10 protein-coding genes are annotated in these 12,130 nt (G+C 71.0%); 8 read left to right on the forward strand and 2 right to left on the reverse strand.

What is annotated here, in order from left to right; translation table 11 throughout:
• Nucleotides 1-3 precede the first annotated feature (3 nt).
• From rpmA to galE, 4 genes are all read left to right on the forward strand, one after another.
• Nucleotides 4-258 carry a 50S ribosomal protein L27 gene (gene rpmA, locus IF88_RS0114035; RefSeq protein ID WP_030027134.1) on the forward strand — a complete coding sequence of 85 codons (255 nt, stop codon included), beginning with the start codon at nucleotides 4-6 and terminating at the stop codon, nucleotides 256-258.
• Nucleotides 259-426: 168 nt separating this feature from the next.
• Nucleotides 427-1,872, forward strand: coding sequence for a GTPase ObgE (gene obgE / locus IF88_RS0114040; protein ID WP_030710874.1), 1,446 nt, complete (start codon nucleotides 427-429; stop codon nucleotides 1,870-1,872).
• A 70-nt stretch (nucleotides 1,873-1,942) separates the two neighbouring features.
• Nucleotides 1,943-3,559, forward strand: a complete 1,617-nt coding sequence (locus IF88_RS0114045; RefSeq protein WP_037805896.1) for a glycosyltransferase family 2 protein — start codon at nucleotides 1,943-1,945, stop codon at nucleotides 3,557-3,559.
• 60 nt (nucleotides 3,560-3,619) lie between these two features.
• Nucleotides 3,620-4,633, forward strand: a complete 1,014-nt coding sequence (galE, locus tag IF88_RS0114050; protein ID WP_030710877.1) for a UDP-glucose 4-epimerase GalE — start codon at nucleotides 3,620-3,622, stop codon at nucleotides 4,631-4,633.
• A 94-nt stretch (nucleotides 4,634-4,727) separates the two neighbouring features.
• Here the strand turns inward: galE and IF88_RS0114055 are convergent, their stop codons facing one another.
• Together IF88_RS0114055 and IF88_RS0114060 are read right to left on the reverse strand one after the other, a co-directional pair.
• On the reverse strand, nucleotides 4,728-5,900 hold the full coding sequence (locus IF88_RS0114055; protein ID WP_030710879.1) for a glycosyltransferase: 1,173 nt from the start codon (nucleotides 5,898-5,900) through the stop codon (nucleotides 4,728-4,730).
• Entirely contained in the window at nucleotides 5,897-8,785 is a 2,889-nt protein-coding gene (locus tag IF88_RS0114060; RefSeq protein ID WP_030710882.1) for a bifunctional glycosyltransferase/CDP-glycerol:glycerophosphate glycerophosphotransferase, read from the reverse strand. The genes IF88_RS0114055 and IF88_RS0114060 overlap by 4 nt, the downstream gene beginning before the upstream one ends.
• 188 nt (nucleotides 8,786-8,973) lie before the next feature.
• Here IF88_RS0114060 and IF88_RS0114065 point away from each other — a divergent pair, with 188 nt between their 5' ends.
• From IF88_RS0114065 to IF88_RS0114080, 4 genes are all read left to right on the forward strand, one after another.
• The gene (locus tag IF88_RS0114065) at nucleotides 8,974-9,969 is read left to right on the forward strand and encodes a glycosyltransferase family 2 protein (protein WP_037805899.1); all 996 of its coding nucleotides are present in this window, start codon (nucleotides 8,974-8,976) and stop codon (nucleotides 9,967-9,969) included.
• The gene (locus IF88_RS0114070; RefSeq protein ID WP_037805901.1) at nucleotides 9,966-10,394 is read left to right on the forward strand and encodes a GtrA family protein; all 429 of its coding nucleotides are present in this window, start codon (nucleotides 9,966-9,968) and stop codon (nucleotides 10,392-10,394) included. The genes IF88_RS0114065 and IF88_RS0114070 overlap by 4 nt, the downstream gene beginning before the upstream one ends.
• Before the next feature lie 76 nt (nucleotides 10,395-10,470).
• Nucleotides 10,471-11,598 carry a glutamate 5-kinase gene (proB, locus tag IF88_RS0114075; RefSeq protein WP_030710893.1) on the forward strand — a complete coding sequence of 376 codons (1,128 nt, stop codon included), beginning with the start codon at nucleotides 10,471-10,473 and terminating at the stop codon, nucleotides 11,596-11,598.
• Nucleotides 11,599-11,632: 34 nt separating this feature from the next.
• Nucleotides 11,633-12,094, forward strand: coding sequence for a hypothetical protein (locus tag IF88_RS0114080; RefSeq protein WP_051836843.1), 462 nt, complete (start codon nucleotides 11,633-11,635; stop codon nucleotides 12,092-12,094).
• Nucleotides 12,095-12,130 lie beyond the last annotated feature (36 nt).

Raw genomic sequence — 12,130 nt, forward strand, 5'->3', positions numbered from 1 at the left:
GACATGGCACACAAGAAGGGCGCATCGTCCACCCGGAACGGGCGCGACTCCAATGCCCAGCGGCTCGGCGTGAAGCGCTTCGGCGGTCAGGTCGTCTCCGCCGGCGAGATCCTCGTCCGCCAGCGTGGCACCCACTTCCACCCGGGTTCGGGTGTCGGTCGTGGTGGCGACGACACGCTGTTCGCGCTGCAGGCGGGTGCCGTGCAGTTCGGCACGCACCGTGGCCGCAAGGTCGTCAACATCGTTCCGGCCGCCTGATCCAGCTTCGGCTGATCAAGCGTTCGTAACTTCCCGAGGGCGGATCTCAGCTCTTCCCGGCACTGGCCGGGAAGAGAGGTCCGCCCTCGGTGCGTTGGTACGTACAGACGTTTTAATGGACAGCAAGGCCTGTCCGGGACATTCCCGTATGTAACTGGAGGAACAACCATGACCACCTTCGTGGACCGCGTCGAGCTGCACGTCGCCGCGGGTAACGGGGGCCACGGCTGCGCCTCCGTTCACCGGGAGAAGTTCAAGCCGCTCGGCGGCCCCGACGGCGGCAACGGCGGCCGTGGCGGCGACGTCATCCTGGTGGTGGAGCAGGCGATCACCACCCTGCTGGACTACCACCACAGCCCCCACCGCAAGGCCACCAACGGCAAGCCCGGCGAGGGCGGCAACCGCTCCGGCAAGGACGGCCAGGACCTGATCCTGCCCGTGCCGGACGGCACCGTCGTCCTCGACAAGGAGGGCAACGTCCTCGCCGACCTCGTCGGCCAGGGCACCACCTACGTGGCCGCGGAGGGCGGCCGCGGCGGTCTCGGCAACGCCGCGCTCTCCTCCGCCCGCCGCAAGGCGCCCGGCTTCGCGCTCCTCGGCGTCCCCGGCACCACCGGCGACATCGTCCTGGAGCTCAAGACCGTCGCCGACGTGGCGCTGGTCGGCTTCCCGAGCGCCGGCAAGTCCTCGCTGATCTCGGTGCTCTCCTCGGCCAAGCCGAAGATCGCGGACTACCCCTTCACCACCCTCGTCCCGAACCTGGGCGTCGTCACGGCCGGCTCGACGGTCTACACGATCGCCGACGTCCCGGGCCTGATCCCCGGCGCCAGCCAGGGCCGTGGCCTGGGCCTTGAGTTCCTGCGCCACGTCGAGCGCTGCTCGGTGCTCGTGCACGTCCTGGACACCGCCACCCTGGAGTCCGACCGCGACCCGATCGCCGACCTCGACGTCATCGAGGAGGAGCTCAAGCTCTACGGCGGCGGTCTGGAGAAGCGCCCGCGCCTCGTCGTCCTGAACAAGGTCGACATCCCGGACGGCCAGGAGCTCGCCGACATGGTCCGCCCGGACCTGGAGGCCCGCGGCTACAAGGTCTTCGAGGTCTCCGCGGTCGCCCGTACGGGCCTGAAGGAGCTCTCCTTCTTCCTCGCCGAGGTGATCGCCAAGGCCCGCGCCCGCAAGCCGAAGGAGGAGGCGACCCGCATCGTCATCCGTCCGAAGGCCGTGGACGACGCCGGCTTCACCGTCACCTACGACGAGGTCGAGGACGTCTACACGGTGCGCGGCGAGAAGCCGGAGCGCTGGGTCCGCCAGACCGACTTCAACAACGACGAGGCCGTCGGTTACCTCGCCGACCGCCTCAACCGCCTCGGTGTCGAGGAAGCGCTGAAGAAGGCCGGCGCCCGCGCCGGCGACGGCGTGGCGATCGGCTCCGACGACAACGCGGTCGTCTTCGACTGGGAGCCGACCGTGATGGCCGGCGCCGAGATGCTGGGCCGCCGCGGCGAGGACCACCGTCTGGACGCCCCGCGTCCGGCCACCACCCGCCGCAAGGACAAGGAAGCCCAGCGCGGGGACTCGGTGCAGAAGGAGTACGACGAATTCCGGCCGTTCTAGTCCCCTCCCGGGGGAATCTGCCCCGGAGGGTTTGAAGGCGTCTTTATGTGGGTCGCCTAGGATCCTTCGGGTGAACAGCAGCAACCTCCCCACGGTCTCCGTCGTGGTCATCGCGTACAACGACGCCGGGCTCGTGGGCGAGGCCGTCTCCTCGGCCCTCGCCCAGGGCCCGGTGGTCGCCGAGGTCATCGCGGTGAACGACGCCTCGTCCGACGGCACCGCGCGGGTGCTGGACGAGCTGGCGGCCGCGCACCCCCGCCTGAAGGTCGTGCACCGCACGGAGAACAGCGGGGGGTGCGGCACCCCGCGCAACGACGGGATCGCGGCCGCGTCCGGCCGGTACGTCCTCTTCCTCGACAGCGACGACGTCCTGCCGCCGGGTGCGGCCGACGCCCTGGTGCGCACCGCCGAACAGCACGGCGCCCCGGTCACCGTCGGCGCGGCGGTCCGGCGCGAGCTGCCCCAGCGCCACGACGTGCCGTGGATGCCCGGGCTGTACACGCCCGGCGACGTCATCGAGCGGCCGGCGGACCGGCCCGAGCTCGTGCGCGACACCCTCTGCGTCAACAAGCTCTACGACCGCGCCTTCCTGGAGGAGCACGGCCTGCGCTTCCCCGACGGCCGTTTCGTCTACGAGGACTTCGTCTTCACCTCGCGCATGCTGGCCGCGGCCCCGCGCATCGCCGTCACCGGCGACCTCGTCTACGTCTGGCATGTGCGCCGCAGCGCCGCCCAGGTGTCGATCTCCCTGGACCGCAAGGACGTCGGGAACTGGCGCGCCCGCATCGAGGCCCACCGGACGGCCGCCCGGACCCTCGCCGCCGCCTCCCCGGCGCTGGGCAGCGCCTGCCAGGTGAAGTTCCTCGAGTACGACCTGCGCATGTACCTGCGCGAGCTCGGCAAGGACCCCGAGTACCAGGCCGCCTGGTGGACCCTCACCCGCGAGTACCTCGACACCTTCGCCGAGGCCGACATCGCGTCCGCCGCCGCCCACGCCCGCTGGATCGTGGGGGTGCTGCGCGCCACCGAGACCCCGCCCGCCGACGTCGGCCGGCTCACCCGGCTGGCCGCGGAACCGCCGCGGCTGCTGCCCCCGTACGCGGTCGGGCCCACCGGTGCCCCGGTGTGGAGCGAGGAGATCCCGGTCGAGCTGGACGGCCTGGCCGGGCTGCCGGTCGCCGAACTGCCCGTCACCGTCGACGCCGAACCGGCCGGCCGCGGCGCCGTCCGGATCCGCCTGCACGACCTGTACGGGCGCCTCGCCGAGGCCGGGCCCCGGACCGTGCAGCTGAGCTTCATCCCGCGCGCGGGAGCCGAGCCGGTCCTCGCCCAGCCGGTCGAGCTGCGCCCCGACCGCAACGGCGGCTGGATCGCCGTACTGCCCTTCCGGCTGGCCGACCTGGCCGTCACGGGCCGCCGCCAGGGGCTGCGCAGGATGCAGGCCTGGAACGTCGGGGTGCGCGTGGAGTGCGCCGACGGGAGCTCGGTGTTCACCTCCCTGCGCCCCGGTGGTCGTCTGCTCCGCCGTCGGGCCCTGCCCAGCAGCCGGTACGGTGTTCTGCTGGCGCAGCCCTACCGGACGGGGGCCGGCGCCCTCGCGCTGCGCCTCGCGCCCGGTGCCGAGGGAGCGCTGTACCTCGTGCGCAACCGCCTCCACCGGGCCCGGGCGGGCCGCGGGGCGGGCTGACGACCCCATCCACACCGCTGCGTTTCCCCACCGAAGTCGGACAGAACCAAGGAGATACACATGACGTTTCTGATCACCGGTGGCGCCGGTTACATCGGCGCGCACGTCGTCCGCGCGATGCTGCTCGCGGGGGAGAAGGTCGTCGTGCTCGACGACCTGTCCACGGGCAACGAGGACCGCGTCCCGGAGGGCGTCCCGCTGGTGGTCGGCTCCGTCCTGGACCGGCTGACCCTGGACAAGACCCTCCGCGCGCACAAGATCACCGGCGTGGTGCACCTGGCGGGCAAGAAGCAGGTCGGCGAGTCCGTCGAGAAGCCGCTGTACTACTACCACGAGAACGTGCAGGGCCTCACGGTCCTGCTCCAGGCCGTGGCCGAGGCGGGCATCCGCAACTTCCTCTTCTCCTCCTCCGCCTCCGTCTACGGCATGCCCGACGTGGACCTGGTCACCGAGGACACCCCCTGCGCGCCGCTGAGCCCCTACGGCGAGACGAAGCTGGCCGGCGAGTGGCTGGTCCGCGCCGCGGGCAAGGCGCACGGCATCTCCACCGCCTGCCTGCGCTACTTCAACGTGGCCGGCGCGGCGACCCCCGAGCTGGCCGACACCGGCGTCTTCAACCTGGTCCCGATGGTCTTCGAGCGCTACGACGCCGGCCAGGGCGCCAAGATCTTCGGTGACGACTACCCGACCCCCGACGGCACCTGCATCCGCGACTACATCCACGTCGAGGACCTCGCGGAGGCCCACGTGGCGGCGGCCCGCAAGCTCGCCGAGTGGGGTGCGGCCGGGGAGTACAAGGACCTCACCGTCAACATCGGGCGCGGCGAGGGGGTCTCGGTCGCCGAAATGGTGGCGCTCCTGAACAAGAACACCGGGCACGACTACCCGCCGGTGATCAGCCCGCGCCGCGCCGGCGACCCGGCGAAGGTCGTGGCCTCGGCCGACAAGATCACCAGCGAGCTGGGCTGGAAGGCCCGGCACGACGTCCGCGAGATGGTCACCTCCGCCTGGGCGGGCTGGGAGGCCAACAAGGCCGCCCGCACGGACCGCCACAAGGACGTCCACACGGCCTGACCGGCCGACGGTCACCGGATGACACCGGATACACAGCCGCCCGCCCCGGGTACGTCCGGGGCGGGCGGCCGCATGTGGTGCGCGGTGTGCGCGCTCAGCGCTCCAGGAAGGAGAACAGCTTCTCCCACCGGTCGGTGATGTCGGCGCTGGAGTACCGCTTCACCGCGTGGAAGGCGTTGTCCCCGAGCCGGTCGCGCAGCTCGCGGTCGGACATCAGCGCGTCCAGGTGCCCGGCCAGCTCCATCGTGTTGCCCAGCCGGGCCAGCAGCCCGTCCTCGCCGTGCTCGACGATTTCCCGTACGCCCGGCGCGCAGTCGAAGGCGGCCACCGGAACGCCCGCCGCCATCGCCTCCAGCAGCGTGATCGGGAAGCCCTCGGCCCGCGAGGCCTGGGCGAAGACCGAGGCCCCGCGCAGGGCGCCCAGCACGTCGCCGGTGCTGCCCATCCACTGCACGGAGTCGTCCAGCCCGAGCGAGGTGCAGTGCGCCCGCAGCGCCTCCTCCTCCGCGCCCGCCCCGTAGATCCGCAGGACCCAGTCGGGGTGGTGCGGCGCGGCGTCAGCCCACGCGTCGAGCAGCAGGTCGACGCCCTTCTCGAAGGCGAGGCGGCCCACGCACGCCACGACCTTCTCGGTGCGCGGGGCGGGAGTGTCGGGCATGAAGGGCAGCGGGTTCGGCATGCTGGCGACGTTCTCCATGCCCGCCCGGATCCACAGGTCCGCGTCCTCGGCGGTCAGCACCAGCAGCCGGTCGACCGCGGAGTAGTAGCGGCGGACCCGCTCGCCGCGGGTGGACTTGTGGCTGGCTTCGAAGGACTCGTGGCTCATGCCGATGACGCTGAGCCCCTTGGTGTCGGCGAGCGCCACCCACTCCATCGCCCAGACCTGCGTGACGATGACCACACCACCCGGACGGGCCGTGCGCAGCAGCTCGCTCAGCTGCTCCGCCTTGACCCGCATCTTCGCCCGCCGGGCCGCCTGACGGCGCCGCTCGGGGGCGTTCAGCCGGCCCTTGATGCCGCGCAGCCGGCGGGCCGACGGCGGGTGGGCTTCGTAGAGCGTGGTCATCGCGTACGGCAGGTCCTGCGGCAGCTTCTGCCGGATCTCCTCGGCGACCGGGGCGATGCCGACGATGTGCACGCGGTGGCCGCGGTCCGTGAACTGACGGGCCATCTGGTGCGACCAGGTGGTCACGCCGCCGAGCTCGTCGACGTTGTTGGAGACGATGAAGATGTCACGGCCGCCCGGGGTGGTGGTCTCCTGGCTCACTTGCCGCTCCTGGTGAAGAACTTCTCGACGATCTGGCGGGCCGCGTCCCCGCGGTCGTACTCGCCGAACTCGGCGAGGAAGCGCTGGCGCGCCTGGGCGTACTTGACGTCCGCCTCCTCGAAGGCGGCGACCGCCTGCAGGAGTTCGTCCGCGGTGGCCACCACCGGGCCCGGGGCCTTCTCCTTCAGGTCGAAGTACGTGCCGCGGATGTCGGTGGCGTACTTCTCGTAGTCGTACGCGAAGAACAGCATCGGCCGGTCCAGGACCGCGTAGTCGAACATCACGGACGAGTAGTCGGTGATCAGTCCGTCGGCGAGGGCCAGCAGCGGGGTGATGTCGTGGTGCCGGGACACGTCGAGGACGCGGCCGGCGACCGACGGCGGCAGCGAGACGCTGTTGAGGTAGTGCGTCCGCACCAGCAGCGTGAACCGGTCGCCGAGCCGGTCCGCGAACTCCTCCACGTCGAAGGGGAAGGTGAAGCCCTCCACCGCGCCGTCCGCGCCCGCCCGGAAGGTCGGCGCGTACAGCAGCACCTTCTTGTCCGGGTCGATGCCGAGCTCGGTCGCCAGGGGTCCGCGGACCCGCTCACCGCTGTCCGCCTCGGTCCGGTACGCCTCGACGAGGGCGTCGTTGCGCGGGTAGCCCGTGCGCAGCAGCACCTCGTCGCGCAGCCGGAAGCCCTTGGCGAGGGTGCGGGTGTCGTGCTCCGAGCGGATCAGGAAGTGGTCGAAACGGTCGACGGCCTCCTGGAAGCGCTTCTGGCCGGCCCGGCCCTGCGCCTTGGTCCGGGGCTCGTGGAAGCCCATGCGCTTGAGCGCGGAGCCGTGCCACGTCTGGATGTACGTGGTGCCCGGGCGCTTGGCCAGCGCCAGCGGGAAGCCCTGGTTGTCGACCCAGTACTCGGCCTGGGCGAGGGCCCGCAGGTAGGGCCAGCTCCAGCGCCGCACCAGGGTGGCCTCCTTGGGGAAGCCGGTCGGCTTGCCGCCCGCGTACGACCAGATCGCCTCGAACGGCGCGCCCTGGCGCACCATCTCCTCGTAGATCGCCTTCGGGCTGTCGCTGTACTGCTTGCCCATGTGGCTCTCGAAGACGACCGTGCCCTTCTTGATCGGCAGCTTCGAGAAGACCTCGTGGTAGAGCTTCACCTTCTGCTCGCCGGAGCCCATGTTCCGGCGGGCCCGCAGTGCCTTGCGCAGGCCCCGCTTGACCACGCCGGCCGCCTTGCCCTGTATGGCGTTGTTGATCAGCGACTGGGTGCGTACGGCGGCGGCGCCCTCGGCGGTCAGGACGTAGCTGAGGTTGCCCTTCTTGGTCATCTCCGGCCCGAAGCGGTCGGAGACCAGCCGGGTCAGGCGCGGCCGTACGCGCAGCCGGGCCGCCGAGTCCAGGTCCACCCCGCCCACCGAGACGCGGGTGGTCAGCCGCTGGCCCCCGGCGGTCAGCTTGAGGCGGACGTCCCAGACGGCGTCGATGATGCCGAGGGGGCGGACCGTTCCGGCGACGTCGGCGGTGCCGGTCCACTCGATCGTGTCACCGGCGTGGCGCACGCTTGCCACCGGGAAGCCGAAGGAACGCACGCCGACCTGCCGGCGGGCCCGGAACTCGAGCGTGGCCTTCAGCTCCGCGTCGGCCGGGATCCGGCCCAACGGGTTCACGAGGGAGCCCGACATCGTGACGGTGCCGCGCCCGTCGTCCTGGTAGGAGGTGAGGCGGTTGCCGAGCGTGAGGGAGGTGAGCGGGGTGGTGTGGAATCCCTGCTCGGTGACGTCCAGTATCCGGCGGGCCTCGGCGGCCTCGGCGGGGTCGGGACTGTCGATGTGCCGCCCGCACCAGTAGACGCGGCCGTCGCGCTCGGCGAGGGGGGAGGTGAGCCGGCCCTTGTTGGTCATGGCGTCGGCGGCCGGGAGCAGGTTGTCCCAGTCCTCCTTGCCGAGCAGGTAGGCGCAGATCGCCTGGAGGTGGGTGACGTTCTCGTACGCGGCCGGGTCGATCCCCGCGAGGTAGCCGTTGGCCAGCCGGGCGAACTCCTGGCGGTACTCGTCGCTCAGCAGGCGCAGGTCGCGCAGGTGCAGCACCAGGTCGTGCTTGACGAACTTGGCGTCCTTCGCGGACTTGATGTCCGCGTGGCCCTTGGCCGCCAGCAGGTCGTCGACGCGGCGGTGGATCTCCATCCGGTGGACGAAGTTCTCGATCTCGTGGCGCCGGTTGCTGATCGACAGGGCGGCGGCCTTCTCGACCACGTTCCAGAAGTAGACGTGGTTGGGGATCAGCGTGATGCGGGCGGCCGCGACGTAGGCCTGCGCCGAGAACAGCAGGTCCTCGTAGTGGATGCCGACAGGGAACTCCAGGCCCTGCTCCAGCAGGAAGGCGCGCCGGTAGCACTTGTTCGTGGAGAGGGTGTCGTAGACCAGCAGGTCGGGGAACTCGGTGATCGATTCCAGCGTGCGGGTGCGCGAGTAGATCCAGGGGTACCACTCGGTGGTCTTGCCCCACCGGTTGTCGAGGTGCACGCGTACGCACATGCCCGAGACCAGGTCGGAGCCGGTCCGCTCGGCGGCCTGCAGCATGTTCCGGCAGGCGTTGCGCTCCAGCACGTCGTCGCTGTCGAGGAACATCACGTACGTTCCGGTGGCCTGCAGGATGCCGTGGTTGCGCGGCGCGCCGCAGCCACCGCTGTTCTCCGGCAGCCGGAAAGCGCGCACTCTCCCCGGATGCGCGGCCTCCAGTTCCTGGGCGACCGCGTAGGAACGGTCCTTGCTGCAGTCGTCGACGATCACGACTTCGACCCCGTGCAGGGTCTGGTCCAGAACGGACTGGACTGCTGTCGACAGACGCTCTGCGTCGTTGTAGACGATGACGACCACGGAGACGTCGGGCACGTGCACCTCGATCCCTTCGTTTCGTTGCGTTTCGTTCAGCTCATTCCGCTTATCTCGTCAAAGCTACCGTGTACCGCTCTCGGCTCAGGCAGGCCGACCGACGCTCCACCCTCGCCGTGCATACTTCTAAGGAAGAGGTGAGAGGCCGGTCCGGTCGCCGACAATCACCCGTTCGGACCCAGCAGGAAGTGTTCATGACGAAGCTGTCCGTAGTTGTCCCTTGCTACAACGAAGAGGCCGTCATCGACAGCTTCGACGCGGAGGTCCGCAGGGTCCTGGACGCCCTCCCCGTCGAGTACGAGATCTGCTACGTCGACGACGGCAGCCGCGACGGCACCCTCGGGAAACTGCGCAAGATCGCCGCGGAACACGGTGAGCAGACGCGCTACGTCTCCTTCAGCCGCAATTTCGGCAAGGAGGCCGGCATGCTCGCCGGCCTGCGCGAGGCCACCGGCGACGCCGTCGTGATCATGGACGCCGACCTCCAGCACCCGCCGGAGCTCATCGAGCGCATGCTGGAGCTCTACCGGCAGGGCCACGACCAGATCATCGCCCGCCGCACCCGCGAGGGCGACAAGAAGCTCCGCACCGCCCTCAGCCGCCTCTACTACCGGGGCGTCAACCGCTGGGTCGACGTCGAGCTCACCGACGGCGTCGGAGACTTCCGCATGCTGTCGCGCCCGGCCGTGGACGCCCTGCTGTCGCTGCCGGAGTACAACCGCTTCTCCAAGGGCCTCTTCTCCTGGATCGGCTTCGACACCGTCCACTTCGACTACCGCAACGCGCAGCGCGAGGCCGGCGAGACGAAGTGGAAGTTCGGCTCCCTGCTGAACTACGGCATGGACGGCCTGATCTCCTTCAACAACCGGCCGCTGCGCATCGGCATCTGGTTCGGCGTGTCGCTGGTCGCCCTGACCGGCCTGTACGCGCTCTGGATCACCATCATGGCGATCACCAACGGCGTCGAGTCCCCGGGCTACGTCACCCTCGTGGCCATCATCACGGGCCTGGGCGGCGTCCAGCTGATCATGCTCGGCCTCATCGGCGAGTACATCGGCCGCATCTACTACGAGACCAAGCGCCGGCCGCACTTCCTGGTGAAGGAGTCCCACGGCGCGGAGCACCCCCCGCGCGACGGCCGGACCAAGCCGACGGCGGAGCCCGCCGTCGTGGAGCGCAGCGCCCCATGAGCCGCAGGGACCAGCTCGGCCAGATCTTCCGCTTCGCCCTCGTCGGCGGGGTCAACACCGGCACCTTCTTCGGCATCTACCTCCTGCTGCACCCGTGGATGCCGTACTTCGCCGCCTACTCCCTCGCCTTCGTCCTGGCGATGGTCGGCTCGTTCTTCATGAACACCTACTTCACCTACCGGACCCGGCCGACCTGGAAGAAGTTCTTCCTCTTCCCGCTGACGAACGTGACCAACTACGTCATCCAGTCGGCCGGCCTCTACGCCCTGGTGACCTGGGCGGGAATGGACACCCGGATCGCCCCGCTGGTCGCGGCGGTCGTGGCCATCCCGTTCACCTTCCTCCTCTCCCGCAAGATCCTCGTCCCGGGCGCGGCGCGGGCCCCCGAGCCGGAGCACGCGCACGACGGCCCGTCCAGGGTCTGAAACCCCCGAGCAGCCCTTCGCGCCCACCCCGTAGATTGAGGTGGCAGGCATTTCGGCAAGGGGCAAGGGGACAGACGTGTCAGCGGCTAGGCAAGGTGTCGTGGACGCCCGCAGGATCGTGGTCAAGGTCGGCTCCTCCTCCCTGACCACCGCGGCGGGCGGACTCGACGCCGACCGGGTGGACGCGCTCGTCGACGTCCTGGCCAAGGCCCGCAGCGGCGGCGAGAAGGAGATCGTCCTCGTCTCCAGCGGAGCCATCGCCGCCGGACTCTCCCCGCTCGGCCTGCGCCGGCGCCCCAAGGACCTGGCCCGCCAGCAGGCCGCCGCCAGCGTCGGCCAGGGGCTGCTCGTCGCCCGCTACACCGCCTCCTTCGCCCGCTACGGCCTCCGCGTCGGCCAGGTGCTGCTCACCACCGACGACACCAGCCGCCGCGCGCACTACCGCAACGCGTACCGCACCCTCGACCAGCTCCTCGCCATGGGCGCCCTCCCGGTCGTCAACGAGAACGACACCGTCGCCACGGACGAGATCCGCTTCGGCGACAACGACAGGCTGGCCGCCCTCGTCGCCCACCTCGTCCGCGCCGACCTCCTCGTCCTCCTCTCCGACGTGGACGGCCTCTACGACGGCGACCCGTCCCAGCCCGGCACCACCCGCATCGACGAGGTCCGCGGACCCGAGGACATCGCGCACGTCTCGATCGGCAGCGCCGGCAAGGCGGGCGTGGGCACCGGCGGCATGGTCACCAAGGTCGAGGCGGCCCGGATCGCGGCCGCCGCCGGGATCCCGGTCGTGCTGACCTCCGCCAGCCAGGCCGCCGACGCCCTGGCCGGGCGGGGGACCGGCACGTTCTTCCACTCCACCGGGCGCCGCTCCGCGGACCGGCTGCTGTGGCTCCAGCACGCGTCGACCCCGCAGGGCCACCTGGTCCTGGACGACGGCGCGGTGCGCGCCGTCACCGAACGCGGGAGCTCCCTCCTCCCGGCCGGCATCGCCGCGGTCGAGGGCGACTTCGTCGCCGGGGACCCCGTGGAACTGCGCGCCGCCGACGGCCGCGCGGTGGCCAGGGGCCTGGTCAACTTCGACGCCAAGGAGCTCCCGCAGCTCCTCGGCCGCTCCACTCGCGAGCTCGCACGGGAACTCGGACCCGCGTACGAGCGGGAGGTCGTCCACCGGGACGATCTGGTCCTGCTGCAGGGCTGAGGTTCGGTAAAAGCGCAGCGCGGAGGGCCGGGGACTGGTCAACTGTGAGGGGCGGGCGGACACGCGCAGCGGAGACAGGAGGCGGCTGGTGAGACGAGCGCTGACCAGCGTCGGTCCGGGGGACGGCGGCGGTGGCGGGGAGGAGCAGGACCACGCCTCGCGCCTGTGGCACGTGACCCTGAGCGTCTCCGGCAAGCCGGCCCCGCTGTCCGAGGTCCGGCGCGGACTGGAACAACTGGCCCACGACCACCCCTTCCTGCTCACCAGCCGGTACGCGGACGACCACGCGGAGATCCGCTACTGGGAAGAGGCCCGCGACCTCCACGACGCGGCGGCCGTCGCCCTGCGCCTGTGGGGCGAGCACCGCTCCTCGGCGCAGCTCCCGCCCTGGGAGATCGTCGGCCTGGAGGTCATCGACCGCGCCACCTACCGCCAACGAGTGGCCGAGGGCTACGGCCCACCCCCAGCCCACCCGGTGGGCGTGCACCCGTACTGATCCAGGCCCCGCCACTCCGGCCCCGCCGGCGTTTGA

Origin of the sequence: Streptomyces sp. NRRL F-2580 (genome assembly GCF_000720115.1) — a bacterium.
In the GTDB taxonomy this organism is placed as follows: domain Bacteria; phylum Actinomycetota; class Actinomycetes; order Streptomycetales; family Streptomycetaceae; genus Streptomyces.

Bases quoted from the DNA above. Each gene is read 5' to 3' on its own strand.
- galE (WP_030710877.1), top strand. From the start codon at position 3,620: ATGACGTTTCTGATCACCGGTGGCGCCGGTTACATCGGCGCGCACGTC.
- IF88_RS0114070 (WP_037805901.1), top strand. From the start codon at position 9,966: ATGAGCCGCAGGGACCAGCTCGGCCAGATCTTCCGCTTCGCCCTCGTC.
- obgE (WP_030710874.1), top strand. From the start codon at position 427: ATGACCACCTTCGTGGACCGCGTCGAGCTGCACGTCGCCGCGGGTAAC.
- IF88_RS0114065 (WP_037805899.1), top strand. From the start codon at position 8,974: ATGACGAAGCTGTCCGTAGTTGTCCCTTGCTACAACGAAGAGGCCGTC.
- rpmA (WP_030027134.1), top strand. From the start codon at position 4: ATGGCACACAAGAAGGGCGCATCGTCCACCCGGAACGGGCGCGACTCC.